The 21,248-nt window shown below is 39.2% G+C and carries 18 protein-coding genes; 2 read left to right on the top strand and 16 right to left on the bottom strand.

The annotated features are described in order from the left end of the window. Positions 1-18 precede the first annotated feature (18 nt). Positions 19-537, bottom strand: coding sequence for an RNA pyrophosphohydrolase (gene rppH, locus PX700_RS08195; RefSeq protein ID WP_002958704.1), 519 nt, complete (start codon positions 535-537; stop codon positions 19-21). Between the two features lie 530 nt (positions 538-1,067). Here rppH and mutH point away from each other — a divergent pair. Continuing rightward, complete coding sequence (gene mutH / locus PX700_RS08190) at positions 1,068-1,739, top strand: DNA mismatch repair endonuclease MutH (protein ID WP_182753783.1); 672 nt, start codon at positions 1,068-1,070, stop codon at positions 1,737-1,739. A gap of 192 nt (positions 1,740-1,931) precedes the next feature. Here the strand turns inward: mutH and eno are convergent, their stop codons facing one another. The 5 genes from eno to rlmD all read right to left on the bottom strand — a co-directional run bounded on the left by eno (position 1,932) and on the right by rlmD (position 9,430). Further along, entirely contained in the window at positions 1,932-3,230 is a 1,299-nt protein-coding gene (gene eno, locus PX700_RS08185) for a phosphopyruvate hydratase (protein ID WP_024589994.1), read from the bottom strand. Positions 3,231-3,342: 112 nt separating this feature from the next. Further along, positions 3,343-4,977, bottom strand: a complete 1,635-nt coding sequence (locus tag PX700_RS08180) for a CTP synthase (RefSeq protein ID WP_010553216.1) — start codon at positions 4,975-4,977, stop codon at positions 3,343-3,345. A 162-nt stretch (positions 4,978-5,139) separates the two neighbouring features. After that, positions 5,140-5,937, bottom strand: coding sequence for a nucleoside triphosphate pyrophosphohydrolase (gene mazG / locus PX700_RS08175; protein WP_479520453.1), 798 nt, complete (start codon positions 5,935-5,937; stop codon positions 5,140-5,142). A gap of 2 nt (positions 5,938-5,939) precedes the next feature. Further along, positions 5,940-8,096 (bottom strand): GTP diphosphokinase, encoded by a 2,157-nt coding sequence (gene relA / locus PX700_RS08170; RefSeq protein WP_166377262.1) that lies wholly within the window; start codon positions 8,094-8,096, stop codon positions 5,940-5,942. An 8-nt stretch (positions 8,097-8,104) separates the two neighbouring features. Further along, a complete protein-coding gene (rlmD, locus tag PX700_RS08165) occupies positions 8,105-9,430 on the bottom strand; it encodes a 23S rRNA (uracil(1939)-C(5))-methyltransferase RlmD (RefSeq protein ID WP_479520452.1) in 1,326 nt (441 codons plus the stop codon). Positions 9,431-9,539: 109 nt separating this feature from the next. Between rlmD and barA the strand changes: the two genes are divergently transcribed. Beyond that, positions 9,540-12,314, top strand: coding sequence for a two-component sensor histidine kinase BarA (barA, locus tag PX700_RS08160; RefSeq protein ID WP_166377265.1), 2,775 nt, complete (start codon positions 9,540-9,542; stop codon positions 12,312-12,314). 81 nt (positions 12,315-12,395) lie between these two features. Here barA and pdxJ read toward each other — a convergent pair whose 3' ends face one another. The 10 genes from pdxJ to rpoE all read right to left on the bottom strand — a co-directional run bounded on the left by pdxJ (position 12,396) and on the right by rpoE (position 21,101). Further along, positions 12,396-13,127, bottom strand: coding sequence for a pyridoxine 5'-phosphate synthase (gene pdxJ / locus PX700_RS08155; RefSeq protein ID WP_010553212.1), 732 nt, complete (start codon positions 13,125-13,127; stop codon positions 12,396-12,398). Positions 13,128-13,149: 22 nt separating this feature from the next. Then, positions 13,150-13,842: a DNA repair protein RecO gene (gene recO / locus PX700_RS08150; protein ID WP_007581733.1), complete on the bottom strand. Its 693-nt coding sequence runs from the start codon at positions 13,840-13,842 to the stop codon at positions 13,150-13,152. 20 nt (positions 13,843-13,862) lie between these two features. Beyond that, on the bottom strand, positions 13,863-14,795 hold the full coding sequence (gene era, locus PX700_RS08145; protein WP_007581730.1) for a GTPase Era: 933 nt from the start codon (positions 14,793-14,795) through the stop codon (positions 13,863-13,865). After that, positions 14,785-15,462 carry a ribonuclease III gene (gene rnc / locus PX700_RS08140; protein ID WP_024598752.1) on the bottom strand — a complete coding sequence of 226 codons (678 nt, stop codon included), beginning with the start codon at positions 15,460-15,462 and terminating at the stop codon, positions 14,785-14,787. Before rnc ends, era begins: the two co-directional genes overlap by 11 nt. Before the next feature lie 2 nt (positions 15,463-15,464). Further along, a complete protein-coding gene (gene lepB / locus PX700_RS08135) occupies positions 15,465-16,400 on the bottom strand; it encodes a signal peptidase I (RefSeq protein WP_166377267.1) in 936 nt (311 codons plus the stop codon). A gap of 16 nt (positions 16,401-16,416) precedes the next feature. Then, entirely contained in the window at positions 16,417-18,204 is a 1,788-nt protein-coding gene (gene lepA / locus PX700_RS08130) for a translation elongation factor 4 (RefSeq protein ID WP_007581724.1), read from the bottom strand. A gap of 275 nt (positions 18,205-18,479) precedes the next feature. Continuing rightward, positions 18,480-18,929, bottom strand: coding sequence for a SoxR reducing system RseC family protein (locus tag PX700_RS08125; RefSeq protein WP_024589999.1), 450 nt, complete (start codon positions 18,927-18,929; stop codon positions 18,480-18,482). Between the two features lie 19 nt (positions 18,930-18,948). Beyond that, complete coding sequence (locus tag PX700_RS08120; RefSeq protein WP_007581719.1) at positions 18,949-19,899, bottom strand: MucB/RseB C-terminal domain-containing protein; 951 nt, start codon at positions 19,897-19,899, stop codon at positions 18,949-18,951. A 4-nt stretch (positions 19,900-19,903) separates the two neighbouring features. Next, positions 19,904-20,518 (bottom strand): sigma-E factor negative regulatory protein, encoded by a 615-nt coding sequence (locus PX700_RS08115; protein ID WP_479520451.1) that lies wholly within the window; start codon positions 20,516-20,518, stop codon positions 19,904-19,906. 1 nt (position 20,519) lies between these two features. After that, entirely contained in the window at positions 20,520-21,101 is a 582-nt protein-coding gene (rpoE, locus tag PX700_RS08110; RefSeq protein ID WP_002958721.1) for an RNA polymerase sigma factor RpoE, read from the bottom strand. Positions 21,102-21,248: the final 147 nt, after the last annotated feature.

Genomic DNA, 21,248 nt, shown 5'->3' with positions numbered 1-21,248 from the left:
TATTTTATTCTGAATTAACTACCTTTTACTTCGCCAATGATCTTTATGTTGTTCTCTCTTATTAAAAGGCATGGCGAAAGGAGCAAACTCTTTCATTACACGTCGATAAACATCCCGTTTAAACGATACAACCTGTCTTACAGGATACCAATAACTTACCCAGCGCCAATCATCAAACTCTGGATGATGGGTTTTAAGTAAATTTACATCTTCGTCTTTACAGCGTAATTTTAGTAAAAACCATTTTTGTTTTTGCCCAATACACACCGGACTAGAGTCTCGGCGGATTAATCGTTTGGGTAATTTATAGCGTAACCAATGTTTTGAGCTTGCGACTATTTCTACATCTTCTGGTCGCAACCCTACTTCTTCGTGTAATTCACGGTACATGGTTTGTTCTGCAGTTTCGCCATCATCAACACCACCTTGGGGAAATTGCCAAGAGTGTTGACCATAACGTCTGGCCCAAAAAACCTGTCCCTGATTATTGCAAATCACAATTCCGACATTGGCACGAAAACCTTCGGCATCAATCACCTTAGTGCCTCATTTGTAAGTCGATTTTTAATGATTGTTCCACATTAGCCGCAATACGGCAAATACTATTATACCCAAGCCAATTAGTGAGCTAAGTTTGAGCTTTTAGTATGTTGATAAATTAATAGAGAATAGGTAAATATTTAGAAAATAACTCAGCAAAGCTATTGCGGTTCTTGTTTTCCTCTAGTTACTCACAGTTTGTGCATAACTTTTGTAAAACACGCTCATTTTGCAAACAAATCCACAATATTAGATCTTAAAACTTAGCTTCTCCACAGATTCTGTGGATAAACATGTTCATATAGTTGTATTTATCCTTACAACTTTTAAATGGCTTAATCAAAACTGAACGTGCACATTTAAAAAAACCTGCAGAGTCAGTAACTTAAAGTAAAGTAGCTTAATTTCAATATGTGCAAAATTAACACAAACAACAAGCGAGTAAAAAACGTACAACCCTAAAGATATCCACGGCTTAGCCTATTTGCTATCATGGCTATGGTATTTATACAACCGAAATTAAGAATATGCGACCTACAAAACCACACTCAATAAACGACTTAATGCAACGCGTTAACAGTATTGCCGGATTAACGCTAGGACAACTTGCTAATAAGTATAATTTTAAAACGCCAGATGATTTACTACGTGAAAAAGGCTGGACTGGGCAACTCATTGAATACGTACTAGGCGCTACTGCAGGCTCAAAACCCCTCCCCGATTTTGAAGATTTAGGAATTGAGCTAAAAACACTGCCTATTTCTTATAAAGGTAGGCCACTGGAAACTACGTTTGTATCGGTTACACCTTTAATGAACGTGACAGGAATGACGTGGCATACCAGCTCTGTGCGTAAAAAACTAAATCATGTTTTATGGCTGCCAATTTTAAGCGAACGTGATATTGCGCCGTTTGACAGAACCATCGGCAGCGGCTTTTTCTGGCAGCCCTCACCTGAACAAGACGCTTTGTTACAACGCGACTGGGAAGAGCAAATGGAGCTAATTGCGCTAGGTAGAGTCGACGAAATATCAGGCCATTTAGGCGATGCTATGCAAATACGCCCCAAAGCTGCTCATAGTAAAATAGTCACTGATGCTATTGGCCCAAATGGGCAAATAATTAAAACTCTACCCCGTGGTTTTTATTTAAAAACCAGTTTTACAGGTGATATTTTAAAGCAGCAGTTTCAGCTATGAGTACGTAAGAAGTTAAAGTATGAATAAAGCGTTATACTTTTGTGTTCCACTCTTTAGTGCTGCGTACATCAACAAGCTTAAAGCCTAAAACTTATTTTCATCTCTTTGGAAAAAGTATCAGGCATAAAAAATCCCCGCATAGGCGAGGATTTTATCATCTAAATTAAAAGTTAGATTCTATATTAAATAGAATTACTGACCTTTAACTTCTTTAAGACCGTTGTACGGTGCTTTATCACCTAATTGCTCTTCAATACGTAGCAATTGGTTGTACTTTGCAACACGGTCAGAACGGCTCAATGAACCTGTTTTGATTTGACCTGCGGCCGTACCCACTGCTAAATCAGCAATTGTTGAATCTTCAGTTTCACCAGAACGGTGAGAAATAACAACAGTAAAACCAGCATCTTTAGCCATTTTGATTGCAGCTAAAGTTTCAGTTAAAGAACCGATTTGGTTAAACTTAATTAAGATTGAGTTAGCAATACCGTTGTCGATACCACGTTTTAAAATCTTAGTGTTAGTTACGAATAAGTCATCACCTACTAATTGGATTTTATCACCCATTAGTTTAGTTTGGTGTGCAAAGCCATCCCAATCTGACTCATCAAGACCATCTTCGATAGAAACGATTGGGTACTGATTAGTAAGATCTTGTAAGAAGAAGTTAAATTCTTCAGAAGTGAATTTTTTACCTTCACCTTTAAGATCGTAGATGTTTGCTTCTTTATCGTAAAACTCAGATGCAGCACAATCCATCGCTAAAGTAATATCTTTACCTAGCTCGTAACCTGCGTTTGCAACAGCTACTTTAATTGCAGCAAGAGCCGCTTCGTTAGATGCAAGGTTTGGTGCAAAACCACCTTCATCGCCAACCGCGGTTGAATGACCATCAGCTTTAAGTACTTTAGCAAGGCTATGGAATACTTCAGCACCCATACGTAGGCCTTCGCGGAAGTTTTTAGCGCCAACAGGTTGGATCATGAATTCTTGAATATCTACAGAGTTATCTGCATGTTCACCACCATTGATGATGTTCATCATTGGAAGTGGCATAGAGTAAACACCTGGCGTGCCGTTTAAGTCAGCGATATGTTCATAAAGCTCAACTTTTTTAGACTGTGCAGCTGCTTTCGCAGTTGCTAGTGATACAGCTAAGATTGCGTTTGCACCTAATTTTTCTTTATTTTCGGTACCGTCTAAATCTAGCATCACTTTATCTACAGCGCTTTGATCTAATGCACTTTGGCCTTTTAAAGCATCAGCAATTTCGTTATTGATATAACCAACTGCTTTTAATACACCTTTACCTAAGTAACGTGATTTATCACCGTCGCGTAACTCTAATGCTTCACGAGTACCGGTAGATGCGCCTGAAGGTGCTGCTGCACGACCCCAAGAGCCATCTGCTAAATGTACGTCTGCTTCAACAGTTGGGTTACCACGCGAGTCCATAATTTCGCGACCGATTACTTTTACGATTTCTGACATCTTGATTCCTCTATATTCCCAAAATGGTGAGTTCAGCTAACTTTACTACGTTTTATATAGCTTAGTCAGCCCTTAAAACAAAAAAGCCGTGCAATATGCACGGCTTTTAAAATTACGAATTCGCTTTTTGGTGGATATGCGCGGCTGCTACAAACCCTTCAAACAACGGATGACCATCACGAGGAGTTGACGTGAATTCCGGGTGGAACTGCGCGGCAATAAACCATGGGTGATCTTTATTTTCGATAATTTCTACCAGTTTTTTATCTTCTGATAAACCAGTAAAGCTTAAGCCTGCTTTTTCAAGTATTTCTACAAAGTTATTATTTACTTCGTAGCGATGACGATGACGTTCAACAATTTCGTCGCTGCCATATACTTCGCGTACTTTAGAACCTGGCGTTAAATGACATTTTTGTGCGCCTAAACGCATAGTGCCACCTAAATCAGATTTTTCGCTACGTGTTTCAACATTACCTTCAGCATCTAGCCATTCAGTAATTAAGCCAACTACTGGTGCTTCTGAATTTGCATTAAACTCTGTAGAGTTTGCATCCGTTAAACCTGCAACATTACGTGCATATTCAATTAATGCTACTTGCATACCTAAACAAATACCTAGGTATGGTACTTTATTTTCACGTGCGTATTTAGCCGCTAAGATTTTACCCTCAACACCACGTCCGCCAAATCCACCTGGTACTAAAATAGCATCTAAGTGTGAAAGTAATTCAACACCTTTGTTTTCTAAATCTTGTGAATCTACGTATTGAATATTAATTGTTAAACGGTTTTTAAGGCCCGCATGCTTTAATGCTTCGTTAACCGATTTGTACGCATCTGGTAATTCAGTGTATTTACCAACCATACCAATTGTCACTTCACCCGTTGGGTTAGACTCTTGGTAAAGCACCTGTTCCCACTCAGCTAAATCAGCTTCAGGTGGATCTAAGTGAAAACGACGACATACGAAGTTATCTAATTCTTGCGTTTTTAATAACGCAGGAATTTTATAAATGCTGTCTACATCTGGTAGTGAAATAACCGCTTTTTCTTCTACGTTTGTGAATAATGAGATTTTTGCACGCTCATTATTAGGTAGTTTACGGTCTGAACGACAAATAAGAATATCTGGCTGAATACCTACTGAGCGTAACTCTTTAACAGAGTGCTGAGTTGGTTTTGTTTTAACTTCACCTGCAGGGCCTAAAAATGGCACTAACGTTAAGTGAATAAATAGCGCGCGTTCGCGGCCAATTTCAGTTCCCATCTGACGAATTGCTTCAATAAACGGTTGTGATTCTATATCACCTACAGTGCCGCCAATTTCTACAATAGCAATATCATAACCTTCAGCACCGTCGTATACACGTTGCTTAATATCGTTAGTGATATGTGGAATAACCTGAATAGTAGCGCCTAGGTATTCACCACGGCGCTCACGACGTAATACGTCTTCATATACACGGCCTTGTGTGAAGTTATTACGACTAGTCATTTTGGTACGAATAAAACGCTCGTAGTGACCTAAATCAAGGTCAGTTTCTGCGCCGTCTTCTGTAACGTAAACTTCACCGTGTTGAATTGGGCTCATTGTGCCTGGGTCAACGTTGATGTAAGGATCCAGCTTTAAAATGGTAACATTTAAACCACGGGCTTCTAAAATAGCGGCCAGTGAAGCTGCGGCAATACCTTTACCCAACGAAGAAACAACTCCGCCAGTAACGAAGATAAATTTTGTACTCATGCGAACCCTAGAATATCAGGAATTAAAAGGAATATAACACCCAAAGAAGAACCTAAGGGTATATCATCAAGACGGGGCGAAATTGTACCAAAACACTGCTTATCAATCCAGCTAAAATTAGCTAATACGCGCACAAAAAATGTGCACTATTTAACATTAAGCCTATTTTACTTTTTTAATCGCATCCCATGCGCTGTCCATTTCTTCAAAGGTGGCTGTATCTAAGCTTTTGCCTTGCGCGTGCAAATAAGCGTGCACCTTCTCAAAACGCGCTGAAAACTTATCATTAGCGCTACGAAGCAGTTGCTCGGGGTCTCGTTTAACATGGCGTACAACATTAACAGTGGCAAAAAGTAAGTCGCCGAGCTCTTCCGCTGTATGATCAGATAACGGGTCTTGCTCAATCGCTTCTTTTACTTCAAGCACTTCTTCGCTCACTTTATCAAGTGCACCATGATACGTTGGCCAATCAAAACCAAGTGCGGCAACCCGTTGTTGAATTTTTTTGGCTTTACTTAAGCTTGGCATATTGGCAGGAATATCTTGCCAAAAAGAAGGTGATTCTGTTTGCGCTCTAGCACTGCGTTCTTGTGCTTTGATTGTTTGCCATTGCTGCGATAGCTGCTTATCTGTTAGCTCTTTTTTATCGCCAAATACATGCGGATGACGACGGGTAAGCTTATGGTTTAATTGCTCTACTACATCATTAAAATCAAATAGATTTTGCTCTTGTGCAAGCTGCGCATAAAAAATAATTTGAAATAACAAATCACCCAATTCACCTTTAAGCTCATCTAAGTTGCCTGACTCAATACATTCGGCAACTTCGTATGCTTCTTCTAGTGTATGCGGCACAATAGATTTAAAATCTTGTTTGAGATCCCACGGGCAACCGCCCTTGGGATCTCGCAGTGTTTTCATTATGCTAAGAAGTTGTGTAAGCGCTGCATTATCATTCATGATTAATGACCACGCTTGGCATCGTGTACACCTTCAATTTGGTGTAACTTAGAAAGAACACGGTTAGTACCCGATAAGTCATGTACTTCTATTTGCATCGTAAATATAGCTAACTGATTATCTTCAACCGTATTTACGTTCATGTTTAAAACATTTACTTTTTCGTTAGCAAGTACTGAGCTTATATCGCGTATTAGCCCTGAACGATCGGTTGCTTCTATTTTAATACTTAGTGCGTACGAGCCGTTAATATCTTCAGACCAACTTACCGAAATAACACGCTCTGGATGCTGATTTTTTAAGTTATTAAACGAATCACAGTCTTCCTTATGAACACCTATTCCTCGACCTTGCGTTATATAACCTATTATTTCATCGCCAGGTACAGGGCGACAGCATTTGGCGACATGGCTCATTAAGCTACCAACGCCATCAACCACTATGCCGTTTTTATCACCGGTTACTTTGCTAGGTGCTTTAATACGAATAACTGGCTCATCTTCTGTCCGATCACTTACAAAGTTAAGCATTTGATTGAGGCGTACATCGCCCGCACCAATTGCAACCATTAAGTCATCAAGCTCTTTAAAATTAAAACGCTTGATTGCTGGCTCTAAATCTTTGTATGTTAAATTGAGCTTTTGTAGTTCGCTGTCGAGAATTTCTTTCCCCGCACTTAAGTTTTTGTCGCGGTCTAGCTGTTTAAACCAGTGATGAATTTTGGCTCTAGCGCGCGATGACTTGATATACCCTAATGACGGGTTTAACCAATCACGACTTGGATTTGGTTGTTTTTGGGTTAGTATTTCTACCTGATCCCCCGTTGTAAGTTGATGCGTAAACGGCACTATTTTGCCAAATATTTTTGCACCAATACAACGATGCCCCACATTTGAGTGAATGTAGTAAGCAAAATCAAGCGGTGTAGCGCCAAGGGGTAAATCAATAATATCGCCGCTTGGGGTAAATATGTATACGCGGTCTTCTACTACTTGGTTTTTAAGCTCTTCTGCTAAATCGCCACCATCAACTACTTCTTCTTGCCATTGGAGTAACTTACGTAGCCAGCTAATTTTTTGCTCATAACCCGAGCCGCGCCCTGGTAATGCACCTTCTTTGTACATCCAGTGTGCAGCCACACCCAACTCAGCATCTTGATGCATGTCGCTAGTACGAATTTGTATTTCTACTGTTTTACCTTCAGGCCCAAATACCACGGTATGAATTGACTGATAGCCATTTTGTTTTGGGGTTGCTACATAGTCGTCAAACTCTTTATTAAGATGACGCCAATTGGTGTGCACAATGCCCAGCGCGCCATAACAATCTTGCAGGCGTTCAACGACGATACGCATTGCACGAATATCAAAAAGCTGATCAAACTCGTAGTTTTTTTGCTGCATTTTTTTATAAATGCTGTAAATGTGCTTAGGGCGGCCATAAACTTGGGCTTCAATGCCCGCTTCACTTAAACGGGTTTTTACTTGTTCAACCATATCTTCCATATAGGCTTCGCGCGTAAGGCGTTTGTCGTCAAGTTGTTTGGCTATGCTTTTATAGGTACCTGGGTGCAAATATCTAAACGATAAATCTTCCAGTTCCCATTTTAATTGCCCTATTCCTAATCTGTTTGCCAGTGGTGCAAAAATATCAGCAGTTTCTTTAGCGGCAATAACGCGGTCTTCTTCATCCGCATTTTTTACATTACGTAGATGACATACCTGCTCGGCAAGCTTAATGACCACGGCGCGCACGTCTTCGACCATGGTTAATAACATTTTTCGAATATTATCAACTTGCATAGTACCTTTACCTTGATGAGATAAAGTACTAATAGTGGCCATTTGTGCAACCCCAGTTAACAGCATGGCTATGTTACTACCAAGCTGCTCTTCTATGGTTTCAAGTGATATTAAATCGTTTAAAAAATACGGGGTTAAATACGCAGTAGCTAACGATTCGGGGTCGAGATTTAGCTCAGCTAAAATTTCAACCATTTCGATTGCAGTAGTTTGCCTGCTTTCATTATCACATTTTACGCAGAGCGCTTGCGCTTTAGTAAGTAGCTCTGTTTTTTCTTCAGACAAGGCAAGAAATGAAAGCCGAGTGCTAAAATCTGTTGTCTCATCTTGCTGATGTGATTGTCGTGTAGCTACCATAATGCGTTCTACCTCCGTTGAAATAACGCCATAGTTTCAATATGCCCTGTATGAGGGAACATATTCATTAGCCCAATTTTATTAAGATCAAAGCCAGCTTGTGAAATAATTGCGCTGTCACGGGCTAAAGTAACAGGGTCACAAGAGACATATAAAATAGTTTTAAACTGCTTTAAAGGTAATTGCTCTAATACAGCCATTGCACCAGTCCTAGATGGATCGAGTACAAGTACATCTAAGTTTTTACTAAACCATGGGGCGCTCTGTATGCTTTGCGTTAAATCAAAGCAATGAAACTGCGCATTGGTAATAGAGTTAGTTTGCGCATTTTGAGCAGCCATTGCAACCGCTGAAGTTACACCTTCTACGCCAATTACAGATTTTGCTTGTTTTGCCAGCACTAATGAGAAATTACCAATGCCACAAAATAAATCCAATAAATTTTCATCACCTTTTAAATCAAGCCAATTTGCGGCTTGCTTTAACATAGCTTCGTTAACTTGCGCATTTACCTGAATAAAATTACCTAAACCAAATTCAAATTTTAGATCAAACTCTTTAAGATAATAAAACGGCATGGCTAAGTGTGAATGCTCAATTACATCGCTCTCGCTTTGCCATACAACTTCAAACTGTTGGCTTTTTGTTATGTGCTCAACCAAAGCCTTTGTATCATCGTTAATTGCTTTAGTGTGACGAATAACAACAAAGTTTTTCTCATCACTTTGGCATAACTGTAAATGGCTTATACTGTGCAGCGCTTTGTGTTGATTAATTAAACCATCAAAAAGTGTAAAAACATCCGAAAATACTTCATCAAGTACTGCACATTTATTAATACTCACAATATTTTTTGAACCACTTGCTCTATAACCCACACGCATTTTTTTAGCCGCTTTATCAAACATAACGGCTATTCGGGCGCTGCGCCTGTAATGCACAGACTTACTTAATAATGGAGCTTGCCAGTTTAAGCTGTTTAATTTAGCAAACTTACTAAATAACTGAGTAACTGCAGTTTGTTTTTCTACAACTTGTTGGCTTACTTCTAAATGCTGTAATTGGCAGCCACCACACTGATTATAGTGCTCACAAAAAGCGTCTACTCTTGATTCACTCGCTTTAATAACTTTAATTACTTTTGCACTGCTGTGTTTAGCTTTATCTTCGACGAGCATTGCTTTAACTGTTTCATTTGGTAATGCACCGCTTACAAAACATACTTTATTATTATGCTTCGCAATGCCACGCCCTTGATGATCCATTCCCGCTATATTTAATTCTAATATTTGTTGCTTAAGCGGTTTTTTTTTCGCTTTAAAAATTTGCGCCATTAGGCATTACCTTCAGTTTATTTATGAAGCACCTATATTTAGATGCTTTAGAATGCGTGTTGAACCGTATATACTCAAATCATACTAATAACGATAAAACGCTCCCATTATGACCAAATTAGGCTTACGCGATTCTGTTTTAACACTGACCCTGATCCCAACGGTGATCATAGGATTACTACTTGGTGGCTATTTTACAATAAATCGTTACATTGAGCTTGATGAAATTTTATATCAGCAAGGTACTACTATTTCTGAGCCCCTTGCTATTGCGCTTGAGCAACCCATGCTCGAAAAAAACAAACAGCTATTGAATCGCCTTATAAGCTACACACATAACAAACACTCCCCTACAATTAAGTCGATTGCAATTTTTGATAAAAATAACGCGCTATTAATGACGAGTAATTATCACCGCTCATTTGAAAAGTTAATTAATCAAAAAACGCTCATAAATTTAAAAACGACCCATGTGCAAAAGTCAGATGAGCTTGTTACATTCTTCACCCCCATTATTAACCATACAAGTCACGACTCTAAATGGGATCCATCGGCTTTTCAGTCATCTCTGGGCACCGTTATTATTCAGCTAAACAAAGACCAAGCGGTTATAGGGCAGCAACGTGCTTTATTAATTAGCGGTATTGTAATTATTTTATCATTGGTGTTTGCAGCAATTTTAGCTTTAAGGTTAAGCCGCATGTTTATGACGCCGCTTAATAAGTTAGTACTTGCAACCGACAAGTTAGTCGAAGGTAAAAGAAGTACTGGCCTTAACGACAACATGATAGGTGAATTTGAGCTATTGCGAGAAGGCTTAAATACCATTGCTCACACTATGGTGATGCAAAAAGATGAAATGCAAAAAAATATTGACCAAGCAACTAGCGACTACCGCGAAACACTAGAGCAATACGAAACTTCAAATATAGAGCTCTCATTTGCAAAAAAAGAAGCTCAAGATGCTAACCGCGTAAAATCAGACTTTTTAGCTAAAATGAGTCACGAACTTCGTACTCCGTTAAATGGTGTTATTGGATTTACACGCCAGCTTTATAAAACACCACTAAACAAGCATCAAAAAGATTATCTCGACACTATTATGCTATCAGCAAATAGTTTAATGACTATTATTAGCGACATTCTAGATTTCTCCAAACTAGAAGCGGGTGCAATGGAACTTGAGTCGATTCAGTTTCAACTTCGTGATGCTGTAAATGAAGTGATGACGCTACTCGCTCCTAGCGCACACGATAAGCAATTAGAGCTATCCATTTACATTAACCAACAAGTACCAGATGACTTAACGGGCGATCCCACTCGCTTTAAACAAGTGCTGATAAACCTATTAAGTAATGCGATTAAATTTACTGAAAAAGGCTCAATTAAGGTCGACATAAGCCATCGGTTACTCGATGACGAACGTACTTCTTTACTTGTGTCAGTAACAGATACTGGCGTGGGTATACCTATGGATAAGCAAGACTCTTTATTTACTCCATTTGGGCAAGCAGACTCAAGCATTACACGTAAGTTTGGTGGTACAGGTCTTGGCCTCATTATTACCAAGCATATTGTTGAAGCGATGAATGGCCGCATAACATTAAACTCTGCACCAGGTAACGGTACCTGTTTTACATTCAATAGTGTGTTTAGTTTGCCCAATCATGTATTTACTAACGACTTACCTACGAAATCGCTCATTGGTAAACGTATTTTATATTTAGAGCCACACGAGCATACACATCACGCTGTACTTTCGTTATTGACTCAGTGGGAATCAAGCGTGACGGCATGTTTTAACGAGACTAGCTTTTTAGACGCTATAAAAAATACTGAACATAAATATGATGTTTGCTTAATTGGCCATATGGCATCAGTTGATGATATGCAGCAACTAAAAAGCTATGTAAAAGCCGTGCGTGAATCTACTGATTACTTATATTTAATGCTAAATACTGTATCGCACAATATGCGAGAAGCCTTTATAGGCAGCGGTGCTGATGCGTGTTTAAGTAAACCACTTAATCACCGTAAATTATGTGAAGTACTTGCCGCACCTTATAGGCTTGACCACCCTACTCATAATATTGAACAAAACGATCAAGCTTTGCTACCGTTAAAAGTATTGGTTGTTGATGATAACGATGCCAACTTAAAGCTTCTCCATACTTTATTAAGTGAACAGATTGAAGTAATAGAAACGGCACATAATGGTTCACAAGCATACAGCTTAAGTAAAAGTCATAAATACGACATAATTTTTATGGATATTCAGATGCCAATTATGGACGGTATAACCGCATGCAAGCTTATACAAGAATCATCACTTAATGAAGATACACCAATTATAGCTGTAACGGCACACGCCCTTCAAAGCGAAAAAGAGCAACTACTAAAAGATGGCTTTAAAGGCTATTTAACTAAGCCTATTGATGAAGATATGCTTAAACAAATTATTAGCGATCATAGTCCACAGAACCCGGTTAATCGCGATAAAGCTAAAACAGATACACCACAAAGTCCTGCACCATTTCAAAGTAGTCGAATTGATTGGGCGCAAGCCCTGCAGCGTGCTGGCGGAAAGAGCGAGTTAGCGCTAGAGATGCTTAATATGCTACTTCTAAGCGTCCCTGAAACTCTTACATTGCTTGCAAAAGCGATAGAGAGCAATGATTGTCAGCAAGTCTTAAGTATTGTCCACAAGTTTCATGGCGCATGTTGCTACACTGGTGTACCTAAACTTAAATCACTCGCAGAAACAATTGAAACATCACTTAAAAATAAATGCTTGTTAGAGAATATTGAACCTGAATTATTTGAGTTACAGGACGAGCTTGAAAACTTACTTGCTGATGCAAGCGTAACTGAGCTACAAAGATAAGCTTTGAATTTTAGATACAAAAAAACGCGGCATTTACCGCGTTTTTTTATTAAGCTTTTTAAATACTTATGTAGATTCGTATTACATTCTTGCTTCAATCATTAATCGTTTCATATCGCGTACGGCTTTATCGAGTCCATCTATCGCTGCACGAGCAATAATAGCGTGGCCAATATTTAACTCATAAATCTCAGGCATTGCGGCAATGGGTTTAACGTTATGGTAATGAAGACCATGGCCAGCGTTAACAATCAAACCTAAGCTTGCTGCGTATTTAACACCTTCACGAATATGCTCTAACTCTTTGTGTAAATCAGTATCATTTGTTGCATCAGCATATGCGCCTGTGTGTATTTCTACATAAGGAGCACCACATTCTTTAGCTGCATCTAATTGTGCTTTATCTGCATCAATAAATAGCGATACTTTAATACCCACGTCGGTAAGCGTTTTTGTTGCGGCTTTAATTTTATCTATATTACCCGCTACATCTAAGCCGCCCTCGGTGGTTAACTCTTCGCGCTTTTCAGGTACTAAACACACGTACTCGGGTTTTACTTCAAGCGCTATCTGTATCATTTCATCGGTAACAGCGGTTTCAAGATTCATGCGAGTTTGGATAGTTTTAGCCATCACATAAACGTCGCGATCTTGAATATGGCGTCTGTCTTCACGTAAGTGAATCGTAATACCGTCTGCGCCTGCATGCTCTGCTACACTGGCTGCATGGGCTGGATCTGGGTAACTTGTTCCACGCGCTTGACGAAGTGTTGCAATATGATCTACGTTTACACCCAAAAGAATATCTTTCATTTTCTTACCTGTAAAATTACGTTTATTGAGAGGCCATAAATAGCTCACGGCTTTTTAATGGTTTACTACCTAATAAGGGTTTTAATAAATAGCGACTTAATTGCTTTGCCATATATAGCACATCACTTTGGCTAAAGTCATGATTTGCTATGGCGTTGAGTTGTTTGCCACTAAATCCAGAACGCGTATCTTCTTGTACTAAAAAACCAAGTTCGGGGAAATAACTATACGTCTGCTTTTCATCTATTGGTTCACCACTGGCATCAAAACTAAAATCCACGCCATAACCGAGTAATTCCAATAATTGAAATTCGTACGAGCGAAGCACTTCTTGTAAATTGGCTCCGCTGTTTAGGTTTCCTAGGTGGGATTTATATAGCTCAAATACTTGTTCAATTGGCTCATTAACAGGAACGATGCGGTTAGTCAGTTCGTTCAAATAAAAACCACAATAAAGCTCATCACCTTTTAAAAAGTGCGGGTTACCATGCAGTTCAAACTTATTGATATATTTTAAATCGTACTTGCCACTGTAATTAACAAGGAGTGCCTGGAACGGCTGAAGTTGTGCTTTATGTTTAGTGGCCTGGCGACCACTAATTCGGGCCAGCATTCTTAACTGACCAACGCCTTCTACAAGCATATCTAACATTACCTGGGAGTCACTATACGGACGCCTATGTAATAAATACGCGGTGTAGAAGTCGCTATCCATTCACTAAGCTACTGCTTGGTTTAGTCTTCACTGTAACCTAAGCTTCTTAGTGCACGTTCATCATCAGCCCAACCCGACTTAACTTTAACCCAAAGCTCTAAAAATACTTTGTTATCAAGCATTTCTTCTATGTCTTTACGAGCTTCACGGCCAATGGTTTTTAGCTTTTCGCCTTTATTACCAATAACCATGCGTTTTTGTGTTTCGCGCTCAACAAGAATTAACCCATTGATGTGCCAAATACCGTTGTCTTGCCATTTAAACTGCTCAATTTCAACAGTCACAGAATACGGTAGTTCTTCACCCATAAAACGCATTAGCTTTTCACGGATAACTTCAGCTGCCATAAAGCGCATCGAACGGTCAGTTACATAATCTTCAGGAAAGTAAAATTCGCAAGGAGGTAAGCGTTTAGTTACTTCTGCTTTGATTAAATCAACGTTTTTACCTTGCGTTGCTGATACTGGCATAATTCCAACAAAATCAAACTTGTCACTTAACCACTTCATATGAGGCAATACAAGATCACGGTCTTTAACTTGGTCAATTTTATTAATAACTAATAATACAGGCTTACCACTTTGCGATACTTTATTAAGTACCATATCGTCATCTGCATTCCAATGAGTGCCTTCAACGACAAAAATAATAAGCTCTACATCGCCGATAGAACTAGACGCTGCTCGATTCATTAAACGGTTAATAGCACGCTTTTCTTCAACGTGTAGACCCGGTGTATCTATGTATACTGCTTGGTGTTTATCTACAGTATGAATACCCATAATACGATGACGTGTAGTTTGTGGTTTACGTGAGGTAATACTCACTTTTTGCTCAATAATCTCATTAAGCAAAGTCGATTTACCTACGTTTGGTCGACCGACAATCGCCACCATTCCACAAAATGTATCTACATCACGTTCATGAGGCTGTATTAAGGTATCAAGGTTCATTTTTAAGTATCTTCAATGCTTTTTCGGCAGCTTTTTGTTCGGCCTTACGGCGCGAACTACCAACAGAAATTATGCTATCCATTCCATCAACAATACATTCAACCGTGAATGTTTGATTGTGTGCTTGGCCTTTAGTATCAACTACTGTGTAGCCCGGTAACGATAATTTACGGGCTTGCAAATACTCTTGCAGCAGGGTTTTAGGATCTTTCTGGTTAAGCCCTGGTGAAATAGCATCCAAGCGTGATTGGTACCACGCCAATATAAGATCGCCACAACTGTCGATACCTGAATCTAAAAATGCAGCGCCTATAATAGCTTCTACTGCATCAGCAAGCGTTGACTCGCGACGAAAACCGCCACTTTTAAGCTCGCCCGGCCCTAAGCGTAAATAATCGCCTAAACCAAATTCAAGACCAAACTCGGCAAGTGTTTGACCACGCACAAGTGTTGAACGCATGCGGCTTAAATCGCCTTCACGCGCTTTAGGAAATTTGGCATAAAGTGCATTGGCAATCACAAAGCTTAAAATCGAGTCGCCTAAAAATTCTAGTCGCTCATTATGTTGACCTTTGTGGCTGCGGTGCGTCATTGCTTGTTCAAGTAAACCTTGATCAGCGAATTCATAGCCAATTTTTTTATATAATTCTGTTACATTTTTTTTCATCGTTACTGAATATTACCTAGGCGTTCAAAGCGAACACCAGTTGGAACCCATCCTGGTAAAATATCATCAGGGCCATTCTCAAATTCAAAACTCATCCATATAAAGACAGCTTTACCCACCAAGTTTTCTTTTGGTACAAAGCCCCAAAAGCGACCATCTTGGCTGTTGTCGCGGTTATCACCCATCATAAAATAATGTTCAGCAGGAACAGTCCATTCATCAGAAGGCGTGCCCGGTTGCTGATAGTAACGCCCTTTTCTTTCAGGCGCTTGTGGGTTGATTAATATATCATGCGTAACTGTTGTTAAATTTTCATTAACACGAGCTAGAGGCATTGGGCCTTGTTTAAATTCGTTATCATTAATTAGTTTAAAATCAATTTTATTGAATTCATTACATAAAAGCTCACCCTGTTGGGTTTCGCCTTCTTTACAGTTTGGCTGAATATATAAACGTTTATCACGATAAACAATTTTATCGCCTGGTAAACCAATCGTACGTTTAATATAGTCAACACTTTCATCTAAAGGGTATTTAAAAACAACAATATCACCACGCTCTGGCTCACCTACGTCAACTAACTGAGTACGCCAAACTGGGTCTTTTATTCCATATGAATACTTTTGTACTAAAATAAAGTCACCCACTAACAGTGTAGGCATCATTGAACCAGATGGAATTTGAAACGGTTCAAAAATAAATGATCTAAAAATAGTAATTGCTGCAATCATCGGGAAAATCGACTTTGCGGTTTCCGTTATTACTGGCTCTGGTGCAATTAATGCCGCAGTTTCTTCATCTAACGGAGCTCCAGCAGACGTTTGCGCTATCGCTAAGCGCTCCTGTCTTTTAGGTGCATACATTAAGTGATCTATTAACCATATTAAGCCTGAGCCTAAGGTTAATAGCACCAATAAAACTGAAAAATAACCAGCCATTTATAATCCTTTGTTTTTATTTACCAACTTTTAAAATAGCTAAAAACGCTTCTTGAGGCACTTCAACATTACCTACTTGCTTCATACGTTTTTTACCATCTTTTTGCTTTTTAAGTAGCTTTTTCTTACGACTCACATCGCCACCGTAACACTTAGCAATTACGTTTTTACGTAACTGTTTTACCGTAGTACGTGCAATAACGTGTTGTCCAATAGCTGCTTGAATCGCAATATCAAACATTTGACGAGGAATAAGCTCTTTTAATGCATCAGCTAATTGACGACCACGAGACTGTGCACCGTCTCTGTGAACAATAATCGCAAGTGCGTCAACACGCTCACTATTGATTAAAATATCAACACGCACCATATCTGATGTTTGAAAGTGTTTAAAGTTATAATCAAGCGATGCAAAACCACGGCTTGTTGATTTTAATTTATCAAAAAAGTCCATTACCACTTCAGCCATAGGTAGCTCGTACGTAACAGCTACTTGCTTTCCGTGATAGGTCATTTTTGTTTGGCTACCGCGTTTTTCAATACACAAAGTAATAACATTACCTAAGTATTCTTGTGGTACCAAAATATTAGCTTCAACAATCGGCTCACGAATTTCTAAAATATCGTTTACTGCAGGTAAATCAGACGGGTTATCAATCTGGAATGTACCTTCTTTAGTAACTATCTCATAGATTACCGTAGGTGCCGTTGTAATTAAATCAATATCGTATTCACGCTCTAAACGCTCTTGAATGATTTCCATGTGTAGCATACCTAAAAAGCCACAGCGGAAACCAAAACCTAATGCAGTTGAATTCTCTGGTTCAAAGAATAACGACGCATCGTTTAAGCTTAATTTATTAAGCGCATCACGGAATGATTCATACTCATCTGATGCAATTGGGAACATACCTGCATAAACCTGAGGCTTAATTTTTTGAAAACCAGGTAAACGAAGTGGAGCCGCATTTTTTTGATGAGTTATAGTATCGCCTACTGGCGCACCATGTATCTCTTTGATGCCAGCAATAACAAACCCTACTTCACCTGTTCTTAAAATACCGGTGTTAGTTTGCTTAGGTGTAAACACACCCACTTGGTCGGCTGTATGTATATGCTCATTCGACATTATTTTTATTTTGTCGCCAGTGCGTAATTCACCGTGCTTAATACGCACTAATGATACAACGCCTTGGTATGGGTCAAACCAAGAATCGATAATAAGTGCTTGTAGAGGTCCATCTGTATCGCCTACTGGCGGCGGAACATCTCTAACAATCATTTCAAGAACTTCGGCAATACCTACACCCGTTTTAGCGCTACATTGCACTGCATCAAGGGCATCAATACCAATAATTTCTTCAATTTCTTCTGCAACGCGCAAAGGATCCGCTTGCGGTAAATCGATTTTGTTAAGTACTGGAATTACTTCTAATTCCATTTCAATAGCAGTGTAACAGTTAGCTAATGTTTGTGCTTCAACGCCTTGGCCTGCATCAACAACGAGTAGTGCACCTTCACATGCAGCTAAAGAACGCGATACTTCATACGTAAAATCAACGTGTCCTGGAGTATCAATGAAATTAAGTTGATAAGTTTCGCCATCGTTCGCTTTATAATTCAACGTTACACTTTGCGCTTTAATGGTAATACCACGTTCGCGCTCAATATCCATTGAATCCAAAACTTGTTTTTGCATTTCACGGTCGGTTAAACCGCCACAAACTTGGATCAAACGATCTGAAAGGGTCGATTTACCATGGTCAATATGGGCGATGATCGAAAAATTACGGATATGCTTCATAAACTGGATTCTATACTTCTATTTTAATGGACTAAATATGAATACCTAAGTGACTTGAAAATACTTGCTGTAGGATGCCATAAGCTCAATTTGTGAATTACAAAATTTACTCACGCTTTTTAATATTGATTAAAACCATTTTATTTATTGAATAACAATAAGTTAAACTTATTTAACTTAAATAATTCAGCTAGATAAAATAATTTAAAAAACCACTATTCCCTGTATTTCCAAGTTACTTTGGTATAAAACGGCAATTTTACATTTAATTGGCGTCAATCACCATCTATTTGAGTTAAAGGGATACTAATTGGGTGAATTTTTATAACTTTTATATCGTGCTTTAGCGATTTCACGCGAGTTTTAGCTATAAAGAAACCAGTAACACCACCTAAAGCTGCAGCTAAAATTTGCCAACCTTCACAAGCCATAAATAATTGCGCTGCAATCAGTGCAAAAACCAGACTTAAAAGCAGTGGTAGCATGTATACCGCAAATGCATGCTTAACGACGTGACTATCATCAAGTGACAAGGTTACCTTTTGTCCTACTTCAACAGAGGATTCAAATTTATAAGGGAAGGTTTTTTTTGCAGTGCCAAACAGCTTACCAAACACTTGTGAGCCGCAACGACCATTGCAGCCTTCACAAGCTTGTTTTTGTTGTGCTTCTAAATGAGCAATGTGGCCATCGAGGGCCACAACAGTGAGGGTTTGTTCAATCATAACAATCCTTACGAATCGTTTATAATGCGCGGGTAACTGACTCAGCAATCGCTTTTGCGGTCATACTCGGTACATTACCAACAACCGATACATCAAAATTACCGCCATTATGCACATATACTGTCGTTGCACCAGAGGTTAGTGCACCACTTAAACGCTTACCCGGCAATGGACGCTGAATAAATACCGAAATTTCAACAAAACCATCAGAGAACAAGTAATAGTCTGTTAATTCGTTATTTAAATCGAGCTTATGTCTGTCTGATTTTAGTAATTCAAAGCCATCCGGTAACCAACTAATTTGCCAGTTAGTAGCTGTACTGTCTTCGTTTATAAGTGCATCGTTTGGTAAAGGCGTTGGAAAGTTTCGATTGAGCACTTCAAGTAACATACCTGCTGGCTGCTCTGTCACACTAATGTGAGTAAGCTGTAACTGCTCTAAGGCCTCACCTTCATGGTTAACGTACGCGGCTTTTAGTAACAACGACGACTCCATATCCAGCCAAATCCAATAATTATATTTATACTCGTCTTTAGATTCTATGCGAACTAGTTGTGCAGCACGCCCTGCAATACGACCTTTCCCACCTAGTACAAAATCATAGTGCGCGCTTAAGCGATCTATATCTTTAAAAAGTACTTCAGGGATTGGACCCGCTATTGAATCTGTTTTTAGGGAGTATGGTTCTGACTGAGGTTCAAAATAAGTAACTTGGTTGTCAATACGGACCATTTCAAGCCCAGCACCGTTAAGTAAACTTAAATGCTCAAGTTCTGTGTCACCTTGTAAAGCATGCACCCATCGGTAGGGCTCCATTGTTTTACCTTTGACAACCACAAACGAAGCGTCAAAATTACGGGTGTGAACGGCATTAGCCATTTTTAGTAATAAATCTTTGGCAGGATTTGTGTCGTTGGCAAATGCATTAAAGCTTACTACCAACGACAGAACAAAAGTGATTACTTTCATTTAATTAGTTTTTTTCCTCAGACGCTTTGGTATTAGTTTGCGCTGTTTCTAAAGAATTCGCAACTCGTGCTTGGCGTTGATGCTCAAGAACTAATGCACCAATGCGTTGTTGCTGTAATTCACGTAAACCTTGCTCTGCATTTTCAAGCGCAGGCTCAGATGAGTAACTTACTGGCGATGCCATACCTGTCAGCGGTGTGGTTTGTAGTAATGGAATTTCGCTTTGTTGCTCGTTGTTACTTTGAGGAAGCGTATTAACTCCCACAATAGCAAACATTGCCACACTGGCTGCAATTGCTAGTTGGGCAACTGGCTTGCGCCAATTAAAAGCCACTACATTATCTTGTACTGTTTCAGTGATTGCTTGGGGCTGTGTTTTTGACTGACTAAAGTCAGCATAAACAGGCTCGCTTTCTAGTGCTAATGCAACGCGATCGCTAATATCAATATGTATGTCGTTATTATTTTTTTGAGCACGCATCGCATCACCAATTAACGCATAACGGCCAAACGTAGTTACATCTTGCTCTGCAATTTTTGCATCAGTCAGATGTTGCTCGCCATCAAGTAATGCCGATAACGCTTCGTTATCTAACTTGTTAAGGTGTGCTTTTGTCATACTAAGACTCGCCTATTAATGGGTTTAATTTGTTATCTATTGCTTCACGGGCGCGAAATATACGCGAACGCACAGTCCCGACCGGGCAATCCATTACCACTGCTATTTCTTCATAGCTCATCCCTTCGATTTCTCTAAGGGTGATTGCGGTTTTAAGATCTTCAGGCAAACTATCAATCGTATTAAAAATAACAGCGCGTACTTCTTCGCTTAAAAGTAGGTTTTCAGGAGATGCATTAGATCGCATTGAATCTGCACAATCATAAAACTCGGCATCTTCAGCGTCTATATCATTTGCTGGCGGCTTACGCCCCTGGGCTACTAAATAATTTTTAGCACAATTAACGGCAATACGGTATAACCACGTGTAAAAGGCGCTGTCACCTCTAAAGTTTGGAAGTGCACGGTAAGCTTTAATAAAAGCCTCTTGTGCTACATCAGCAATATCGCCTTGGTTTGATACATAACGTGAGATCAAACCTGCAATTTTGTTTTGATACTTCTTTACTAATAGGTTGAAGGCGTTTTTATCTCCTTGCTGGACCCTTTTTACTAGCACTAAATCTAATTCCTGCTCGCTCATTCGAGCCGGTACTCCTATGTCTGATTTTTGCTTGTTATTCATATTGTCGTCATTGTTCACAAATACTCTGACCTCTTTATGAATAAAAAGTTCTGCTTAATATTATTTTTTTATAAAATAGATGATAAATAACGGCGCTAAGCCTTT

This window comes from Pseudoalteromonas sp. TP27 (assembly GCF_056470645.1).
The sequence above is the reverse complement of the archived record's forward strand: the minus strand, read 5'-3'. Positions and strand labels throughout refer to the sequence as shown.